Source organism: Bradyrhizobium sp. AZCC 2262 (genome assembly GCF_036924535.1).
Taxonomy (GTDB): domain Bacteria; phylum Pseudomonadota; class Alphaproteobacteria; order Rhizobiales; family Xanthobacteraceae; genus Bradyrhizobium.
In genome coordinates this window covers 1954050-1973635 of the sequence record NZ_JAZHRT010000001.1, presented here as the reverse complement: position 1 = coordinate 1973635, position 19586 = coordinate 1954050, and the positions used below count along the sequence as shown (strand labels likewise).

19 protein-coding genes are annotated in these 19586 nt (G+C 62.2%); 3 read left to right on the top strand and 16 right to left on the bottom strand.

The window, feature by feature from the left end; genetic code table 11:
• Positions 1-54: 54 nt before the first annotated feature.
• Entirely contained in the window at positions 55-687 is a 633-nt protein-coding gene (locus V1283_RS09315) for a 2-hydroxychromene-2-carboxylate isomerase (protein WP_334386134.1), read from the bottom strand.
• Between the two features lie 234 nt (positions 688-921).
• On the opposite strand from V1283_RS09315, the gene V1283_RS09310 reads away from it, so the two are divergent.
• Positions 922-1437: a winged helix-turn-helix transcriptional regulator gene (locus V1283_RS09310; protein ID WP_334386133.1), complete on the top strand. Its 516-nt coding sequence runs from the start codon at positions 922-924 to the stop codon at positions 1435-1437.
• 150 nt (positions 1438-1587) lie between these two features.
• Here the strand turns inward: V1283_RS09310 and V1283_RS09305 are convergent, their stop codons facing one another.
• The 15 genes from V1283_RS09305 to V1283_RS09235 form a co-directional block, all read right to left on the bottom strand.
• Complete coding sequence (locus V1283_RS09305; RefSeq protein ID WP_334393407.1) at positions 1588-2049, bottom strand: hypothetical protein; 462 nt, start codon at positions 2047-2049, stop codon at positions 1588-1590.
• Between the two features lie 2 nt (positions 2050-2051).
• Positions 2052-2516, bottom strand: a complete 465-nt coding sequence (gene gspG, locus V1283_RS09300; protein WP_334386132.1) for a type II secretion system major pseudopilin GspG — start codon at positions 2514-2516, stop codon at positions 2052-2054.
• A gap of 43 nt (positions 2517-2559) precedes the next feature.
• On the bottom strand, positions 2560-4296 hold the full coding sequence (locus tag V1283_RS09295; RefSeq protein WP_334393008.1) for a GspE/PulE family protein: 1737 nt from the start codon (positions 4294-4296) through the stop codon (positions 2560-2562).
• 33 nt (positions 4297-4329) lie between these two features.
• Positions 4330-5205: an energy transducer TonB gene (locus V1283_RS09290; RefSeq protein WP_334386131.1), complete on the bottom strand. Its 876-nt coding sequence runs from the start codon at positions 5203-5205 to the stop codon at positions 4330-4332.
• A gap of 16 nt (positions 5206-5221) precedes the next feature.
• Complete coding sequence (locus V1283_RS09285) at positions 5222-6838, bottom strand: di-heme oxidoredictase family protein (RefSeq protein ID WP_334386130.1); 1617 nt, start codon at positions 6836-6838, stop codon at positions 5222-5224.
• A 350-nt stretch (positions 6839-7188) separates the two neighbouring features.
• Positions 7189-7776 (bottom strand): A24 family peptidase, encoded by a 588-nt coding sequence (locus V1283_RS09280; protein WP_334386129.1) that lies wholly within the window; start codon positions 7774-7776, stop codon positions 7189-7191.
• Entirely contained in the window at positions 7776-10112 is a 2337-nt protein-coding gene (gene gspD / locus V1283_RS09275; RefSeq protein ID WP_334386128.1) for a type II secretion system secretin GspD, read from the bottom strand. Before gspD ends, V1283_RS09280 begins: the two co-directional genes overlap by 1 nt.
• 266 nt (positions 10113-10378) lie before the next feature.
• The gene (locus V1283_RS09270) at positions 10379-10978 is read right to left on the bottom strand and encodes a hypothetical protein (RefSeq protein ID WP_334386126.1); all 600 of its coding nucleotides are present in this window, start codon (positions 10976-10978) and stop codon (positions 10379-10381) included.
• Positions 10975-11517, bottom strand: coding sequence for a type II secretion system protein GspM (gene gspM, locus V1283_RS09265; protein WP_334386125.1), 543 nt, complete (start codon positions 11515-11517; stop codon positions 10975-10977). The genes V1283_RS09270 and gspM overlap by 4 nt, the downstream gene beginning before the upstream one ends.
• Position 11518: 1 nt before the next feature.
• Positions 11519-12616 carry a PilN domain-containing protein gene (locus V1283_RS09260; protein ID WP_334386124.1) on the bottom strand — a complete coding sequence of 366 codons (1098 nt, stop codon included), beginning with the start codon at positions 12614-12616 and terminating at the stop codon, positions 11519-11521.
• A 31-nt stretch (positions 12617-12647) separates the two neighbouring features.
• The gene (locus V1283_RS09255) at positions 12648-13529 is read right to left on the bottom strand and encodes a hypothetical protein (RefSeq protein WP_334386122.1); all 882 of its coding nucleotides are present in this window, start codon (positions 13527-13529) and stop codon (positions 12648-12650) included.
• Positions 13526-14278: a prepilin-type N-terminal cleavage/methylation domain-containing protein gene (locus V1283_RS09250; RefSeq protein ID WP_334386121.1), complete on the bottom strand. Its 753-nt coding sequence runs from the start codon at positions 14276-14278 to the stop codon at positions 13526-13528. The genes V1283_RS09255 and V1283_RS09250 overlap by 4 nt, the downstream gene beginning before the upstream one ends.
• Entirely contained in the window at positions 14275-14709 is a 435-nt protein-coding gene (locus V1283_RS09245; RefSeq protein WP_334386120.1) for a prepilin-type N-terminal cleavage/methylation domain-containing protein, read from the bottom strand. The genes V1283_RS09250 and V1283_RS09245 overlap by 4 nt, the downstream gene beginning before the upstream one ends.
• The gene (locus V1283_RS09240; RefSeq protein ID WP_334386118.1) at positions 14660-15109 is read right to left on the bottom strand and encodes a prepilin-type N-terminal cleavage/methylation domain-containing protein; all 450 of its coding nucleotides are present in this window, start codon (positions 15107-15109) and stop codon (positions 14660-14662) included. Before V1283_RS09240 ends, V1283_RS09245 begins: the two co-directional genes overlap by 50 nt.
• Before the next feature lie 35 nt (positions 15110-15144).
• Positions 15145-16353 (bottom strand): type II secretion system F family protein, encoded by a 1209-nt coding sequence (locus tag V1283_RS09235; protein WP_334386117.1) that lies wholly within the window; start codon positions 16351-16353, stop codon positions 15145-15147.
• 656 nt (positions 16354-17009) lie between these two features.
• On the opposite strand from V1283_RS09235, the gene V1283_RS09230 reads away from it, so the two are divergent.
• Together V1283_RS09230 and V1283_RS09225 are read left to right on the top strand one after the other, a co-directional pair.
• Positions 17010-17837 (top strand): sugar phosphate isomerase/epimerase family protein, encoded by an 828-nt coding sequence (locus V1283_RS09230; RefSeq protein WP_334386116.1) that lies wholly within the window; start codon positions 17010-17012, stop codon positions 17835-17837.
• A gap of 110 nt (positions 17838-17947) precedes the next feature.
• Positions 17948-19585 carry an ABC transporter substrate-binding protein gene (locus V1283_RS09225; protein WP_334386115.1) on the top strand — a complete coding sequence of 546 codons (1638 nt, stop codon included), beginning with the start codon at positions 17948-17950 and terminating at the stop codon, positions 19583-19585.
• The last annotated feature ends 1 nt before the right edge of the window (position 19586 follow it).

Sequence of the window (19586 nt, the reverse complement as noted above, 5' to 3'; positions counted from 1 at the left end):
TTCATCATACAGCCCGGGACATCGGCCTGGCTCTGCAGGCCTCAATTCCCAACCTTAGGCCGTTTTCGAAACGGGTTGACTGGTCTGCTCGACGATCGACGCCTCGACGTCATGGAGCTGGTCCTTGCCGAAAAACATTTCCTTTCCAACGAAGAAAGTCGGCGAGCCGAATGCTCCGCGGTTGACCGCGTCGGTGGTCAGATTGATCAGCCCTTTCTTGACATCATCCTGTTGCGCGCGCGCAATCAACCGGTCGATATCGATGCCTGAGGAAATGAATGCGTTCCGGTAGGTTTCGAGGTCATCCATCTTCTTCGGCTCTTCCCACATATGATGATAGGCCGCGCGGAAATAGGGCTCAAACATGCCTTCGAACTCGGCCGCGACCGCGCCGCGCATCAGCATCAGCGTGTTGACCGGAAAGAAGGGATTCTGCTGAAATTTCGTCGCGTTATGGCGCCGAATGAAACGCTGGGTCTCCAGCGCCTGGTATTCCGGCTTGTTCTTGATACCGCGAAGCGAGTCGAACGGGGACATGTTGCCCGTCGCCTTGAAGATACCGCCAAGCAGAACCGGGACATATTCGAATTTCACGCCGGTCCGCCGTTCGATTCCTGGAAGGACCAGTTCCGCCAGGTAAGCGTTCGGGCTGCCGAAATCGAACAGGAATTCAACCTTCAGGGGCATACCGGCTCCTCCCGCAGAGATGGGGTCAGATTGGTGATCTTCCAGCCGAATTCCGGCTATGGTTCGTTCATACAGTTCTAAAATTGAACTGTCAATTCTATGCTGAATTCTGCTAGTTTTGGCTGATCGCCGGGGTATTGTTTCAGATTTAGTACCTAACTAGAATGGCATGGACGGCTTTCGTTTCCCTGGATGATTCGAGCGGAACAGGCGCCGGACGAGCGGAGAGCAGGAATGAAATGGGATGAACTTGAGGAAGAGCCATGTTCGATGGCTCGGACCATCGGTGTGATTGGCGACCGTTGGACGCTTCTGATCCTCCGCGAATGCTTCCTGCGCACGCGCCGCTTCGAGGGTTTTCAGTCAGCGCTTGGAATCACCCGCCATTTGCTCGCCGAACGGCTGAAAAAGCTGGTTCGCCAAGGCGTCTTGCGCCGCATTCCATATCAGGAATCGCCCAAACGCCACGAGTACATCCTGACGCAAAAGGGCCTCGATCTCCATCCGATCATGATGGCGCTCGTCCACTGGGGCGACACCCACATGGTCGACGAACGCGGACGCCCGCTACTGCATGAGCACCGCAAGTGCGGCAAAATGTTCAATCCCGTGATGGTGTGCTCGGAATGCGGAGAACCGCTTTCGGCCAAGGAAGTTCATGTCCATCCTGGACCAGGCGCGCGCCAGGCTTCAGAAAAAGCTTCTCTCGACAAAAAAGCGAAGCCGAAAAGCCGCAGGCAAGCGGCGTGACGTAAATCCCCGGCCGCCATCACTCTGAAGCCGCTTCGAGGACCTCGCTGAACTGGTCCCAACGCGTGCCGTCCAGTGCTGCGAGGGACGATACCGACGAAGGCTTGCGCACGGCGGGGTCTCCGTCGGGCGCCGGCGGCAGGTCCAAAATCAACCCCGATGTAGCGGCGTCTTGTCGCCCCCCTGCCCGCTGATCGCATCGGCCGACGGGAAGATGCTGTCGTATATCGCACGCGCCTCTCGAACCAAGCGGATCCGCTCGAGCTCGGACTTTGGAACAAATCGAATGACTTCACCCATGTGCGGCTCCAAAATTGGGGCATGCCGCCATTTTAGATGACGGCCATCATTCCAATCAGATGGGAAGCCACCGCGGATTTTCCCCTCGCCGGTGACGACAAAGGGATAAAAAGCTCGTGAACGCGGAACCGGCGACCGGTCGCCATCAACGCGCTGATCGCGTCGCGCTACGGAAAACGGATCGCGGAAGTCCGCCAGGGAGTGCGGTACCCCGTCCTGACCGCGAAGTTGGACGTCAAGGCTGGCTGGCCGGCGCTTCGTATCGTCAGGCATCATCCCGTTCAGGCCGGCGCAACGCCGCAAAGCCGTCATGGTCACTTTGCATTGGCGCCGTCGTTGCTGATGTCGGCTGCAGTGCCAGTTCCGCCCTCCTGGCCATCCGATCCCAGCGATACGATCTCGTAAGGACCGCGCTCGGCGGGAGCACGATAAAGGTAGATGTGTCCCCACGGATCGGTCGGCACGGCGCCGGTCTTGAGATAAGGCCCGTTCCAAATCGAGGCATTGCCGGGTCGCTGCGCCAGCGCCACAAGACCTTCGCTGGCGGTCGGATACCGGCCGACATCAAGATAAAACAGGTCGAGCGAGCTTGAGAAACTTTCGATCTGGAGTTTGGCGGCCTTGACCTTGGATTCCCCAAGAGAATTAAGCACGCGTGGACCTACCAGACCCATGATCAGCCCGATGATCGCGATGACGACCAGCATCTCGACCAGGGTAAAGCCCGCCTCACCTTGCCGACCGGCACGGCGGCTGCTGGATATTGCAAACAACCTCATCGCTCTCTCCCACCTCCGCGATTGCCAATTCGCGCACCGTCGATCAGCGCGCGGATGTCACGCGCAAGACTTCGGACGCCGCGGTCATCCCGATCCGGCATTTTTCGATGGCATCGTCCAACATGGTCGTCATGCCGGCGCGAACGGCGGCGCGGTCAATGACCAATGCGTCGGCTTCGGCGCCGACAAAGGGTCTGACTTCATCGGTCAATTCCAGCAGTTCAAAAATCCCGGCGCGCCCACGATAGCCGGTGCCGCCGCAGCTTTCGCAACCGACCGGGCGATAGATCGCCTCGCCGGCCGCAAAACCCAGAAGCCGATAACGAGGATCGGCGACGAGGTCTTGCTCGGTAAGTTCATGCCTATCCTTGCAGCCGCTGCAGAGGACGCGGACCAGCCGCTGGGCAATGACAGCGCGCAAGGTCGATCGTAGCAAAAATCCCTCGACACCGAGATCCAGAAGCCGCGGCACGGCTGCGGCGGCGGTCTCGGTGTGGAGCGTTGACAGCACGAGATGGCCGGTCAGCGCCGCGTGGATCGCAATATTCGCCGTTTCGCCGTCACGGATTTCACCGACCATGATGACATCGGGATCCTGGCGGACAAAGGCGCGCATCGCGGTAGCAAAGGTCAGGCCGATCGCCGGCTTGACCTGCGACTGGTTGACGCCTGAAATTTCGTATTCAACAGGGTCCTCGATGGTGAGAATCTTCCGCGTCGGCTCATTGAGGATCGACAGCATGGTCGCCAGCGTCGTTGTCTTCCCGCTTCCGGTCGGGCCGGTGATTAGGATCAATCCATGCGGCAGCGCCAGCAGACGGCGCAAGGCGGCTTCGTCGCCGCCGACCAATCCGATCTTGCTCAATTCGAGCAAGCCGCGATCGCGCGGCAGCAGACGGATCACCACGCTCTCGCCGTGCTGCGTCGGCATGGTGGCGATGCGGATATCGATCTCAGCCCGCCCGACCCGCGCCCGCGCGGCGCCATCTTGAGGCAACCGGCGTTCGGCGATGTTGAGGCCGGCCAGGATTTTGATGCGCGATACGACGGCCTGCGGCGGCGCATCGGCCGAAAACGACACGGCGCGGAGAATCCCGTCAACCCGCATTCGCACCACAAGTCCGGTCCGGAACGGCTCAATGTGAATGTCGCTGGCCCGCAGTTCCAAGGCGCGCTCGAGCAAATCATTGACGGCCCGAACGACAGGAGCCCCGCTCGCGAGATCGCGGAGGCTGTCGATGTCGTCGTCGCCCGGGCGGCGCTCGGGCTCTGCGACATCCACGGCGTCGGCCGATCGCTCGTCGAGCCGCCGCTCCAGAGCCGTTGCGATGTCGTCGAAGGAAGCGACAGCGATCGTGACGGGACCGCCGCAGACGATCTCCGCGGCTCTGATCGCAGCGCCATCGGACGGATCCGACACGGCGAGGCCGAAGCCGTGGTCCTGGATTCGAAATGGAAAGACAGACGATTCCCGTAAAAAACGCGCCGAAAATTGCTCAACCGCACCGACCACACTCAACAGTTCCTGCAGGTTGAGCCGCGGTAACCTCCAGAAACCCGCCACCTCGTCGGCGAACTTTCCGCCCGGCAGATCAGATTTTTCCCACAGCTCTCGAAGTCCGTTTCCAGCGGCCGTTTCGGCGGGATTGACGCTCTGCAATTTCGCCCTTGCGGCGTCCGGTATCCGTTCGAGCAAATGCACACGAAACTGCTCTACCGAACGCCTTGGCGCCGCAGCCGTCGCGCCCTCCACCACCGGTAACCTTCCACGGCCTGGCATCGACTTCGACATGTCCTGCTTTGCCCCGCGGCTTCACATATTTGTCGGCTTGAGATTGAACATCACGCCGGTCTCGACCTCGACCGGACGTCCCCCCTTGACATAGGACTTGAATTTCCACTGCCGCACGGCCTCCTCGATGTTTCGCCGTTGTGTCGCGGAAGCACGTATCACGTGAACGTGCTTCACGCTGCCGTCCGTCGCCAAGATCATGCGCACTGGAATCGATGCGGCCTTCGCACCGACAGCATCGGGCTCCACCCGGCTCACAATATTCTCGGAAGCGTAGTCCTTGAGACATTCCGGAACGGGATCAGATATCTCTTCTTTCCGAACCGAAGCGAGATCGTCCAGTGAATGCGCCAGGCTCGCCAGCGATTCAAGATCCCGGCTGGTTAGATTGAATGTCACGACGTGGCAGCGGATCTCGATCGCGAACATCGAACGAAAAAGCCCGACGCCACTGAAATCGATGCGGTAGCCGGGATGCCCTCCAACGGTCACCGGCGCGGGCTCACGGTCGATCGTCATGCCGTCGACCGCCGACATGACCTGACGAAATTCGGCGACAACGTTCTTCACGTCATCGGAGGGCTCCGGCGCGAAAAACATGTCCTGCGCTACAACCAGAATCGTTCCGGCGAAATCGCGTTTCGGAGCCCACGTTCCGAGCACATAGTAGCCGGATTGAGAGGGCGGCGGCCCCGCCAATCCTTCGGTCCACCCGTCTGGCAACCGGTAGGAAAGATTGAAATAGTCGCTGACAAAAACCCCGTCGATGACTTTTCCATCCTCCGGATTTGCCGATTGGACAATTTTGCCGCGCAGGGATGAGGGCATGGCGCCGTGAAGCACCGCCCCGATCCCGGCGAGACATACCGCTATGCCCAGATACAGCCAGACACGCATTGTCGCACGACGCCCTTCAGAGCGAGCGCAGATAGTTTATGAGCGCCTGCTTGTCGTCGCGCGACAGCAGGTTGTAGTTGTTGATGACGGCATTGGCTTCCGATCCGCGGCTGGCGTGCTGCTGGATTGCTTCGTGCAGATCCTTGGTCCGGCCATCATGAAGGAAAAAGATGCGTTGGCCGACGCCCCACAGCGGAGCCGTTCGGAACTCGTTGCCATTGGCGCTCCCTTGCGACACGCCATCCGCCAGGCCGGTTCCCATTTCGTGCACAGCAAAATCGCTGAAAGGCTGGAGCGTCACGTTGCTTTGCCCCGTCAGCGGCGATTTCTCGGTCGTGAAGGTCTTGGTGTGACACGCTTGGCAGCCAACATTGGAAAACACCTGGTTCCCACGGGTGACCGAAGCACCTGACGAAGCGGATGACGATGGCTGCGCTGTTGACGATCCCGCGGCAGCGGTTATCACGCTCGAAACGTCCGCTGTGGCCGACGCCACCACCGTCGATGCCGGGCTCGACGCAGTCGATGCCGTGCTCGGTGCAGTCGATGCTGCGTCCGACGTCGTCGATGCTGAGCCCGACGTAGCCGATGTCGGGCTTGACGCGGTCGATGTCGGGCTTGACGCAGTCGATGTTCCGGCCGCCGCTCCCGTCGTCTGACCCGCTGTTGCGTTCAGCGCGCCCGATGCCTGAGCGACCGGTGTAGCCGCCGATGACGCCGGGGTTGGCGGCGCAGAAAAGCGCATGAACGCGGCAAAGAGATCGATGTCGTTCTGGAAGCTCGCTGCCGGGCTTGCCGTATTTTCGGAAACCAGCGGAGTGCTATCATTCGGAGTAACCTTGAACTGGCAGGCAGGATCGCTGTCGCGCTCATTCTGGAAGAGCTCGTTGGTTATGCCCATTTCCACGTTGTAGGCTTCGCCGGAGAACAGCAGCAACGATTTGTTCTGCGCCTTCCAGCCAAACCGCGCGATCGTGCCGTCATTGCCGTTGCGATTGAAACGTCCGGAGATGCCCAGCGCCCGCTTTTGCTGCGCATTGGCGGCCAGCGACGCCTCAAGAGCGCCATCAGAGACGTTCTCCACCAATCCCAATCCGAAGACCGGGGTCGGAATCCTGAATACGACGTTATTGCGAGCGAGCTCGGCCGCAAAATTCGGCTGAGCGATGTTGCAGCCGGGCGCATCGGAACGCCCCGTGATCACAAACAGACTGTGCACGCCACCATCGGGTGATCCATCGCGATTGCGCACGAAACGCGCCTCACGGACCGGCCCGTTAGCCGTGATGAATGAAGGCACGACGTTCTTCGCGCCCATCAAGGTCGCGACCGCGACTTGTGGATTTGTGGCCGGACTCGTACCTCCGATCGTGGGCTGGGAATGGCACCCCGAGCAGCTATCGAGATTGAACCTCGGACCCAGGCCGTCCGGGCCGGCGTCGACTTCCTGGAAGACATCCTTCGCCACATCGAAATATTGACGTTCCACATCGTTGAGACCCGGCAGCGCCCCTCCTGCTCCGGGATCTCCGCCCCGCACCCCCGGGTCGGTGGGCGCGCGCGACGACGCGCCGCCGGAGTTGTTGTTCTGCCCGCGGCCCGCCGTATTGGCGGTCACCGCGTTCGCGTTCACGCCCGCAGTTGCCGCAGTCGTATTTGCGTTAGCCGTAGCCGCAGTCGGGTTTGAAACATCCTGGGCCAACGCCGTTCCTGACCATGCAACTGATCCCAACAACATGGCGGCTAAGCCCGCGAGCGTTCGCGCCCGCGCCAACTTGATCGTTTCCATCTGTTGCTCCCCGATGTTCTAAAGTGCATCGAGGATACCGTTTGTTCTCGACGATTATTGGACGGACCATGCCCATACATGTGAAGTCATTATGTTTGCTGCGGCGACGATGTGTCATATCCATCGATATACGACGAGCCCGACGCAGCGCTTCAAGCCACAGCGATACTGCTGCGCTAATCCGATTGGCCGGATTATCGCATCACGCTGTCCGCATAGAATACAATCCACAGCGCCGGACAGAGAAACGCACCTAAAGGTACCTTCGTCGTCCGCATGACAGGCTCGCCGCTCAGGCGCGCAAACATCACCGCCAGCAGCGCGCCGCTGGTCGCAAGGGCGAAACACCATGGAATCGCTTCGAGCGGCAGCCACGCCCCGATCGCAGCCCCCAGCTTGACGTCGCCCAGGCCGAGGCCTTCGATTTGCCGGATCCAGGCGTAGCCGGCGCGAAACAGCACCAGCACGCCGGCAATGCAGCCGGCGCGCGCGATCGCTTCTCCCACAGCCGTCCACGGCTCCGCCATGTTCAGGAGCGGCGCGGCGAGAATGCCGCAAATCACCGCGCCCCACGTCACCAGATCAGGCAGCAGAAATTTTCTCGCATCGACCTCCGCTCCCGCGACCATCAACGTCCCGAGCACGGTTGACGCCACCGCGACCGGCCACGGTAAAGACAGCGCGGAGATCAGGCCAATGGCCGCTGCGCCGCCGATAAGTATCGCCGGATTTGGGCGAATATCCTCCGATCCAGCCGTTTCCCCTGCTTCGATGTCGATCATCAATCTGACTTCGGAAACGCTGACCCCGGCGCGGCCTGCGCCCTGTTGCCATTGATGACGCTGCGACCGCCGCGCATCGTTTGCAGCCGGTCCCGGAATTCCTCGGTGACCGCGCCGGCATCGACACTGTTGCGGATGAGCCGTGTCTTGATGAAGATGATGATCTCGGATCGAGACTTGGTGTTGGAGGTGTTTCCAAACAGGTCGCCGAGAAACTTGATTTCGCGAAGGCCGGGTATGCCCGACCGCGTCTTCTGATCGCGTTCGCTGATCAGACCGGCGAGCAAAACGGTCTGACCGCTGACCACCGAAACGGTGGAGTGGACGCGGCGTTGCGCAATCGTCGGTGTGAGCGTCTGCTGATCGGGATTGACGACGTTGGAAATTTCCTGGTCGATTTCGAGCCGGATCGACCCATTGGCGTGCACGTGGGGCAGCACTTTCAGGATCACGCCGGTATTTCGCATCTGAATCGTGTTGACGATCGGCGTGGACGCATTGGTGAGAACCGCGGCCGAACTCGTGGTAATCGGGATCTCGTCGCCAACCTGGAGCAGAGCCGGCTGGTTGTCGAGTGCGACGATCGACGGCGAGGACAGCACCTTGACGTCCGTCAGGTTTGACAGGGCGTTGAGGATGACGCGCGGCTGGTTTTCCGATCCCAGCACCAGATTCAAGCCCGGCGCTACGCGCTGCAGCAGCGCCGATTGTGCCGCGACCTGGCCCGCGCCCAACAAACCGATCGAGCCCTTGTCGTTGCCGAGGCCCACGTCCTTGCTGGTGAGAAAGGCCTGGACGCCGTACTGCAGACCGTCCGTCAGCGTGACTTCGGCGACCGTCGCGTCGATCGATACCTGCAATTGAGGCCGATCGATATCGCGTATCGCGCGCTCGACGACCCGATAGTCCTCCTGGTTGGAGTAGACCACGATCGAATTATTAGCGGCATCCGCCGTGATCCGCATGTTCTGAAACGTTCCACGCGGGACATTCCCGCCGGAGGCTGCGGACGAACCGCCGGATGCGTCCGTCTCGCTGTTCTTGCGGTCCGAGAACGACTCGAACGCGGCTGCGATCGGATTGGCGCTGCGATTGTCGGAACTGCTGCCTGCCGACGCCGCCGCGCTCCCCCCTGACGAGCCGCGGTCGACGGAATCGAGCCGGGACTGCGCACTCTCCACGCCCGGCGCAATCTGCTTCGTGGCGGCATCTGCCGTCCCGCCGGATCGTTGACCGACGAAGAGATCGTTCAGGATTTTCGCCACCTGCGTCGCATTGCCGTTTTTCAAACGGAAGGTCCGCAGTGTCGTTCCCGTCGTATCAGACCTGTCAAGGCGATTGACCCATTGCGTGGTCTGGGCCAGCAGCTTCGGATTTTTCGTTACCACCATCACCGCATTCATCCGCGAGACCGGCTGAAAGCGTATGACCCCTTGCCCCAACCCGCCTTCGCTGGTTTCGAATATGCGCTCCAGCTCTGTGATCATCGTCTCGGGCGAGGTCGATTTGAGCGGATAGACGCCGACCGATTGGTTTTGCAGCCATTCGACGTCGAAGGTCGCGACCACGTCGAGCGCGGCCTGACGCTCCGCGGTGGTGCCCTGGATCAGCAACAGATTTCGGGACTGAACCACGCGGATCGCGCCCGGACGGGACAGAAAGCTCTCGGCGGTTTTCGCCACAGTCGAAGCCGACGTGTAGCGCAGAGGCACCAGCGAAACGCCAAAGCCCGGTTCCCCCGCCCCGACGCTGATCGCGCCGGCGGCGCCCGCCTCGGGAATTGGAACGATCTTCACCAGATTGCCGGAGCGCACGATCGCGGCGTTCGACATCCGCAACACGCTTTCGAACGCCGGCAGCACGTCCTTGCGCGGAATCGGGCCGGCCGATGCCAGCGTCACATTGCCCTGGACGCGCGGATCGACGACGAAATTGAGTTGGAGAATATCGCCGAGAAGAGTTTTTGCGACCGTCTGCACATCGGCGCCGTCGAAATTCATTTCGACGCCGTCGCCCCTGAGGAATGCGGCAGGCTGCAGCGACGCAGATCGCATCTCCGGATCGCGATCGCGCCGCTGTTCCGGCTCCGTGTCGGAGCCCGGAAAGATAAAGGGACGAGTAGATTCCCGCGTCCTGCCGGAATCTCCCTCGTTCGCAAGAGGAAAACGCGGGCTGAAGTCGGTATTGCGAACAGTGTCCGTCGCATCGAGCGGCGCGACGCCCGCCGTTGGCGTTGCATTCGATGTTACACAACCGGCCAGTACGAGATAAAGCGAGACCGTAATGCATGCCCGTGGAACATCGAGCAGCAAACTCTGCTCATGCAAGCTACTCACTACGCTACTCCTCGCCGTGGCGCCCCTGACCACATCGACGGCGAATGCCCGCTCACTTTAGATAGCGAGTTAACAAAGCCCACCGGCAGGCGAGCCATCAGGTGCCTGCAGATGCTTGCTGATCAATCCAGATTCACTATCGACGGTAACAATGGGCTTTCTACGGCGAGCGCAGCAATATATGCGGCAAAGCTAAGACCATTTTGGATACGGCATGCAGTTTCTCCGCGTGTGTGACACTATGTCCGAGCGGCGTGATCCGCAGCTTATTCTCTGGACCGACGACGTTTTTTCGGCTGACCAGGTTGTGGTACTGCAGCCTGCGGTGAGGTTTGCTGTGCCTGAATCTGTCGCTGCAAATTTTTCGGTTCGCCTGCTGGCGCTGGCCCTCCGGCAGACTCGGATTTCCCGCGATCATCGCTGAAGAGCGTGAAGGTGGCGAAGCGGCCGTCAAGCGACAACACCACCTTGCGTCCTTCGATTTGACTGACCTTCCATCCATTGATCTCGTCGCCGATCTGTGCGCGCACCAATTTCTTGTCAGAGCCCGCGCGAACGACCGCGCGGGCGCCCTCGCCATCCATCACCACACCGAAGAGAACCAGGTTGGGCGGTGGAGGTGGCGGTGCGGGCGGCTCGGCAGCTTGCACGATCGGTGGAGGTGCCGGCGGCGGCGCGGGTGGACGACGGCTCGGTGAAAACAGCGGACGATCGAGTATCGTTGATAGCTGGTCGAGCGATTGCGCCGCCACCGGATTGGAAGGCGCAGCAGCAGGCGGGTCTTGCGCTTGGGCAATTGCGACGGCGCCGGGCTCCGACGAGAGCAGGAGAGCAAAAATTGCCGCCGGCAATCGAGCATCCCTCATGGCGTCCCTCGTCGCCAAAGCGCGCGCAAGCTCAGCGTGATCCGCAACAAGGGATCTTCGACGGCTCTACCGGCCGTAGCGCCGGCCGGCTGCACCGTCAGCGCGTCCACGAATACATACGGCGTTCCGCTTTCGAGTTGATACAGAAACGCCCGCAACGCCTTCAAATTCATATCGAGCGTGGCCTGAAGGCGAATCGTATCGGGCGCATCGTCGCGCTTGCCGGCTTCTCCCCCCGATGAAACAAGGCTGGCGCGCTGATCGTCGGCCAATTGCGCCAGATATGACTGCAACTGCGCGCTCGCGAGGCCTTGGGTCGATGCATCGAGAAATGCAGCGGGTGGCGCCGCTGCGGTGGGCCGGCTTGATACTGTCCGCAGCTTGGCTTCGAGGCGCGCGAGTATCTCGCGCCGTTCAGAAGCTTCCCGCACAGCATCCGCGCGCGCCTGAAGCAACAACCCCACCACACTCACGCACAGCAATAGCAGCAGCGCCAGAGCCGCGACGGAGAGGGCCTGCTCACGGTCGAGCTTCGGCATCTCATTGCTCCCCGATTTTGATGCGGGGTTCGACATGTGCCTCGATGGAAAACCTGAAGAGTTTGCCGTCCGGCCCTCGCGCCGTCGGCGCGAAGAAATGCACATCGGTAAAATGGTCGGATCGCTCAAGCGGCGCGAGCAACGCCGGAGCGTCGCCGGCGAGCCCCATGATCCGCAGGCTTTCCTTTTCCAGACGAATTTCGCTGACGTAGGCCGAATCCGGCAAAGCCCGGGACAGTGCCTCGATCAGGATCACGCTCGATATGGATGTTTCCTTTAGCAGCCACGCCCGTTCTGCCGGTGGGATCGATGCCGCTGAAGCGGCCGTGCGGCGGGTTTGAACCTGTCGCTGCAGAACCCTGGAGCGGGCCGCGACCTCCTCGCTTTCATCTCGAATGGCTGCGGCCGACAGTAGCGCCCATGAGCCGAGAAGCAGACTCACGGTTACCGAGGCAGCAATTCCGATACCGATTGCCCGGACCAAGCTGCCATGCCTTTCAGGCGAGGTATCCGCAAGCCGCGACCACAAGGTCACCGAGCCGGCGGTCTCGTCCGCGGCTTCGGTATCGGAGCCGCGCGCCACGATGCGATCGACCGGCAGGCCGAGCGCGGCCAGGTCCTGTCGCGCCGCATCGACATCGGCGCGCGCAGCCATGAGAATGCGCACCTCGACAACAGCGGCATCTCCCGCGCCCGCTTCAGCCGCAAATCCATACACCACGCCATTGGCGGGCCAGGGCGACAAGCGCTCGATCTGGTTGCGGATGACCCCGGACAGGAACTTGCGCGCCTGTGCCGGCACGGTAATACGCCGCATCACGACCTTGTCGGCGGGAAATTCGAGGACGACAAAACTGGCATGCGCCGCGCGCGACAGATCCGCCGAGACCTCCGCTCCGGGGCGCAAGGTCGCGACAATGTCCCCCGCGTGAGCGTCCCGCAGCATCGCGTCGCGCGCAGGCTTCGCGTGCCGAACGACGACATGCCCGTTCCCGGGCGTCACGACCAGCGAGCGAAGTTCACGCCGGCTCTCACGCCAGGCCAGGTACAAGGCCGCCAGGATTTCGATCCATCGTCTCAAGATCGCGCCGATACGCATGACTCTGCCTTTGCGCTTTCGGACGATCCCCCTAAAGGAGCCTGGGGGATGGCACCGGGGTCCAAACAAGTACGCGATAAGGTTGGCTATCCTGCGGCAGGATAACGATCACCGACCGGGCGGCGACGGCATAGCCGTTCGCCAGTTCGGCCATCAATTCTATCGAAGCAACGCGTTGCGGCTTGACCGCCAGATATTGCTGCGCCGCTCCGACCGTCCGCACCAGCCGATCGGCGTCCGCCGGAAAGCTGCGGCGCTCCCTGAGGAATGCGTCAACCTGACCCTTATCAACTCCGGGAAGTGCTGCGATAACGCGCTGCGGCGCGGTGAGCGGATTCACGATTTCGCTGCCGAACACGGTGGTCAGCGGTTCAATAGCGGCTAGCCACTCCGACATCATGCCGGGAATGAATTGAAGTTGCCGTACGTCGGAAAATGGCTGGCCCGTTGCGGGCGCCCTGGTCCTGCCATTGGCCGAACGAAGCGCAGGATCGCCGCGCGCCGCATTGCGGGGATAGCGCCGTTCAACGATGCGCTGGGCGACATCGTTCGCCGCCGCTTCCGGAGCGCCGACGGAACGCAACAGCGCAGCGAGAACGATGGCAGGCGCTTTTCCAATGTCGATGTGGCCGCCTTCGTCACTGAGGCGCAGGCGTGCTGAACCGGTGGCAAGGTTGACCCGTGTCTCGATATCCATGAGCGGCGCATCGCCCAAGGCGTCGACGATGCCGGCCGCCGTCTCAAGCCCTGCCGACAACAGCGCGTCGGCTTGCACGCGATCGCGCTCGACCGCCATCACACCCGCATATCCCCGAAAGGTGACGGACGCCGCCATCGCCAGCGCCGACAGCAACGCGATCGACCACAGTACGGTCACCAGGATTACTCCGCGACGCGGATCGCTGCGTTTCATCGCGTGAGCCTTTCCGTCTCGGATGTGTCGGTCTGGGCCGGCGGTGCGGCAGACAGGCACGCGAGAGCCGCGTCGGCGCGCCCGCAGGCAGCGGGAGCATTGGCGCGAATCATGAAATCGGCTTCGCCGAGCAGATCGGCGCCGGTGGCCCGGTCCCGCAACATCAACCGTACATAACGTGGCAGCACGCGCTCGCCGGCCCAGCTCGCGTACCACGCAAGCGCTCCATCCGGCGTGACGCGTCCGAACACGAATGAGATGTCTACTTTACCCTCGATCAGCACGACCGGGTCTTGCGGCGTCACATCTTCGAAGCGGGCGCGCGGTCCGGGCCATGTCGCGCGACGTCTGACCAGGCGCCTGACCTCACCGTCCTCTTCGACGGTCAGGCTGATAAGGTCGTCGTCAACGCGCGCCGTCGAAGCAGCGCGCCCTGCCCCGACAAAGACAACGCTCGCCGGCCGTTCGCTGCCGGCCTGTTCGGCAGCAAAGGCAGCGGCGGCGCCGTCCTCCGTTCGTCGCCAAGCGAAACGGGCCGAGCCGAAATCGCCAGCCAGACGTTCGACAGCCAGCATCAGGCGCTCCGCTTCGGTCACACCCCGCGTTCCGCGGTCGAAGAAGAGAGCGACGTTGCGGATCAGCGCGGCGCTCGCCATGATGATCACGGAGGCGATCGCGAGTGCGGCGAGAACCTCGACCAGGGTGAAGCCGTCACATCCGAGACGCGCCCGTCCGTTCTGCATCTTCATGGCTCCGGCCTGCCTAACCGTATCGTTTCGGCGGCAATGACCTGATCGGAGCCCCACGCTACGCTCGCGGTCACGCGATATGGCAGCCATCTCGGCTGATCCGGCGCGCCGGGCGCAGCGGCAAGCACCGGTTCCGCGGCGATGCGCCATCGTAACTCGCTCGCCTCGCCCTTCCGCGAAGCGTTTGCCAGACCGGAGCGATCGAATGGAGCGTCGAGCAGCGAGCGCAGCAGGACTTGCGCGGCCACGCGGCCTTCGGCATGGTGCATGATGCGGCGCGCCTGCGACAAATGCGGACCAAGCACTGCTGCAAACGCTAGAATCAGCGCCAAAGCAACGAGAGCCTCGAGCAGCGTAAATCCTGCCTGCCTTTTGCGGCCGTCACGGCGCAATCGCGACGCCGCCGGTGTACCAATTGACGCGAATTTCATATTCGGCCTTTTCACGCGATAGTTTCAGCACCGCTCCGGTCGACGCCCCATCCGGATGGAATCGCACGACAGCCTGGCGCCCCGACCACAAGGCGTCGATACCGAGAATGTCGAGCACGACGTCGCGCGGAACCGCGACGACATCGCCGCCGTCGCCGACCAGAACGCGTTTCTCGCCATCGATCGACACCTGGCGTTCTCGCCCCGTCATGACTGCGCCAAGCCGCTCGCGCCGAAGCAGCGCAGCGGTTTCAAGCGTGAGCGCCTTCAGCCGGCCGCGTCCCGTGCCGGGGATCGTCGTGACCGCAAGCGATGCGACCAGGGCAATGATAAGCATGACGGCCACCACCTCGATCAGGGTGAATCCGGCGCGCCGATCTGTGGTTCGCGTTCGAGGCATGGGCGGCGGAACCCGCTCCTTCGCCATTATCCTGCTCATTGCGCCAGCTCCGTGATGCTCAGCAGCGCGCTCATGATCGATACGATCAACGTGCCGATGACGACACTGACAACAATAATCGTGGCAGGTCCTATCGCTCCCATCAGACGGTCGAGGCTCAGACCGAGCTTGTGTTCATAGAATTGCGACGCCTGACGCACGATGGAAGCCAGATCGCCGACATCGTCCCCGACCCTGAGCATTCTTACCGCAAGCGGCGGAAGCAGATTCGTTTCCGCCAACGCGTCGGCGAAACGCCTGCCATTTCGTACCTGCTCGTGCACACGGTCGACCGCGGCGACGTAGTCCGGCTCGGTCACGACATCGCGCAGGATTTTCAGCGCGGTCGGAAGCGCCACACCATTTTCGAGCAGAAGGCCGAGCGTTCCGACGATGCGCGCGGTACGCCGGTCACCCATCGGACCGGAAACTCCCGGAAACCTTGCGATGGCGGCGACGATCCGCGCCCGCCATTCGCGCCGGCTGAACCCCAGCCAGGCGCAGAGGACCAACGACAGACAGATCCCCAGAGACAGATCGACGTTGGTGCGCAGCCAAATGGAGGCGGCTACGATCAACGCCGCGCCCGAATTGAGACGCCCGCCGAGGTCTTTGAACACCGGTTCGAATTGCGGGACGACATAGATCAGAAAAAACAGAAGGATGGCCGCGGCGGTACCGATCAGAAACAGGGGATAGCGGATCGCCGAGTTGATCCGATCGGTCATCAGCTCCCGGCGCGTCCGGTCTTCGACGATCGCGCGCAACACTGCTTCGAGCTTGCCCGACGCCTCGCCCACCCGCACCATGGCGACATAGGTGGGATCGATGATCGAAGGATGGCGTTCCAGGGCCTCCGCGAAGCTCTCGCCCGCGGAAATCGATGCTCGCAACCCGTTGGCGAAGCCCGCAAGACCCTTGCTGGCGTCGTCGCCGAGCGTCTGGAGCGCCGCTTCGAGCGTTAGTCCGGCGCCGATCAGCAGCGACAGCTGTCGCAGAAAAATCGAAACGTCGCGGGATCGCGGTAACTTCCCAATACTCCGGTGACCGCGATTGAGGATTCCCGTCGCCGCGATCTCGGCATCAATTGTCAGGTGTCCCAGATACTCGATGCGCCGCACCACCTCCTCGCGCGATGACGCATCGACTTCGCCGACGACGATTTCTCCTGCATGCGTAACAGCGCGATAGCGGAACTGTGGCATTGGGGCCGCCTGCGGATTCGCCGTTACACCGGCGACGCTCTCTCACGTCGTTGGTGTCTCACGCGATATCGTCCGGATGTTTGGAACGTTTCACCCGATAACGATGCGAGAGGGTCGACAATGTCGAGAACCGTTAGCCCGAGCGCGCGGCAGAAATCCGACCTCTTGCAAGGCAAACCTGTGTCGGTTTGATGCTTGAAACATGATGCCCGCGGCGTAGCTCATGTAAGGAACTGGTGCGGCATTGCGATTTTCGGCAATCGAGCAAAGCTGTCCGCGCACCGGCAGTATGCTCAGCGAGCACGAACATTCAAACCAGACATATCGTCCACTGCCGCGAGCGGTCATCCGACCGCATCGTCGCCGAGCAGACGGCGGCCGTTTCAGTGGACGTGGCGGAGAAGACCATGGAGGAAGCCTGTCGGACGAGGCTCTACGGAGAATCTTCGTGATCCAGCAGGGCTGCCGATAAAGCCCTTGCGCTCGGGGGACCCCCACCCGCTCGCCGTTCGGCGACGCGAAGTACGACGGCACATTGTTGAAAACCAGCTCATATGCCCAGTCGGAAGACCGGGAGCGGCATCTAGTCATGCGCCCGTCATGCTTTGCTTATAGCCGGTGATATTGACAGCAGATTGCGCGCTCTGGAGTTTACGATGCCCGCCTCGTCCGATCTCCCGGTAGTTGGCGCGGCGTTGACCAGCACCACCCTCGCGTTGCACCGCGGCTGGATTCTCGAACGCCAGCGCGACCTCGAGATCCAGGATTTCTTCGAGGCGGAGACGCTCGATGGCGACTGGCGCGCACGGGTTGAGATGATCCGCAGACTTCTTGATGGCTATGAGGGTCGGCTTGGCATTCACGGGCCCTTCTGGGGCTTCAAGATCGACAGCCAGGATCCGCTTATCCGCGCGGTCGTCACCAGGCGTTTGCTTCAGGGGCTCGAGGTTTGCGAGGCTCTCGGCGCAACACAGATGGTCATCCATTCGCCCTACACGACCTGGGATTACAACAATCTCGATGTCAATCCCGGCGCCCGCGCCCGCGTCATCGAGCGGGTCCACGCGACGCTCGGGGATGTTGTGAAACGCGCCGAAGGCATCGGCTGCGAACTCGTCATTGAAAACATCGAGGATAAGGATCCAATGGATCGCGTGCAGCTTGCGAACAGTTTCGCAAGTCCGGCCGTGCGCGTCTCGCTGGATACCGGCCACGCAAACTACGCCCACGGCTCCACCGGCGCCCCGCCGGCCGATTTCTACGTCGATGCCGCCGGCGACGCGCTTGCCCATGTCCATCTGCAGGACACCGATGGCTATGCGGACCGGCACTGGCTTCCCGGCGAGGGCAACGTCGGCTGGCCGGCGGTGTTTCGCGCGCTGGGCCGTCTTACATCCCGTCCGCGCCTGATCATTGAGGTGAAGGACCAGACCAACATCCGCGCAGGCGCGACGCATCTCGAAGCGCTGGGACTCGTGGTCTGACGCAATGGCCGCGCGGCTGGGCGCGTTGCATCCGGTTCAACCCTGCCACCATCAGGCCAGGGGTCTCGTGCGCGGAACATCCGCTCGCTTTGTCTGAGAAGGAAAAGTCCATGATACGCCCCTCCCGCCGCTCGATCGTCGGCCTCGGCGCCGCCGCAGCCGGCACGCTGTTGCTGCCACGCTTTGCGATCGGACAGGCCGACAACAGGCCGGCGATCACGATCGCGGTGCAGAAGGTCACCAACTCGAACACGCTCGATGTGCTGCGCGAACAGTCCAACGTCGGGGAGCGCGTGTTCTTCTCCTCGCTGTGGGAGGCGCTGATCGGAAAGAACTGGCGCGGCAGCCTGGAGACCGTTCCCGGCCTCGCCACCGAATGGCGCCGCATCGACGACCAGACCGTCGAATTGAAACTGCGTCCGGGCGTGAAGTTTCACAATGGCGATGAGATGACGGCCGAGGACGTTGTGTTCAGCTTCGGCCGCGAGCGCATGTTCGGCAGCACCGAAGCCAAGAACCGCACGACAATCAAGGCGTTCGAACAGATCCCGACGCCCCGCCCGGGCAAGGAACTGCCGCCTGAGGTCTCTGCCGCGGCCCGCCGCATCTGGCCGGATCTCATACGCGTCGACGCCGTGGACAAATACACGGTGCGCTTCGTCAATGCGACGCCGGACGTTACGCTGGAAGGCCGCCTGTCCCGTTACGGCTCCGACATCCTGAGCCGCCGCGGTTGGGAAGAAGCCGCGAGCTATCTCGACTGGGCGCGCAAGCCGATCACGACCGGTCCTTACAAGGTTGTCGAGTTCAGACCTGACGTATCGCTGACGCTGGAGGCCCACGACGAATACTGGGGCGGACGGCCGCCGCTGAAGCGCATCCGGTTCGTCGAGGTTCCGGAAGTCTCAAGCCGCGTCAACGGGCTCATTACCGGCGACTATCAGTTCGCCTGCGATATTCCGCCGGATCAGATTGCCGGCATCGAGAAGAATGCCGCCTTCGAGGTTCAGGGCGGCACGATCCTCAACCACCGCCTGACCGTGTTTGACAAAAATCATCCGCAGCTCGCCAATCCGCTGGTGCGCCGCGCCTTCACGCATGCGATCGACCGGCAGGCGATCGTCGACAGCCTTTGGTCCGGACGCACGCGTGTGCCGCGTGGCCTGCAGTGGGAATATTACGCCGACATGTTCCAGGCCGACTGGACGGTTCCGGAATACAATCCAGCCCTGGCGCAGGACCTGCTCAAGCAGGCGAACTACAAGGGCGACGCGATTCCGTACCGCCTGCTCAACAACTACTACACCAACCAGGTGGCGACCGCGCAGATCCTCGTCGAGATGTGGAAGGCCGTTGGCCTCAACGTCCAGATCGAGACCAAGGAGAACTGGACCCAGATCATGGAGCGCTCCAACACGCGGGCGGTGCGCGACTGGTCCAACTCCGCGCCGTTCAACGATCCGGTTTCTTCCATCGTCGCGCAGCACGGCCCGAACGGCCAGCAGCAGCAGATCGGCGAGTACGCCAACACTGAGGTTAATACGCTCTCGGAATTCCTGGAAACCTCGACCGACCGCCCCGCGCGCCGGAAGGCCTTCCGCCGCATGCTGGAAATCTGCGAGCGCGAAGACCCCGCCTATACGGTGCTGCATCAGAATGCGGTCTTCACCGCCAAGCCGAAGTCGATCAAGTGGAAGGCAGCGCCGGCCTTTGCGATGGATTTCCGCGCCGGCAATTTCGAGGCGTGAG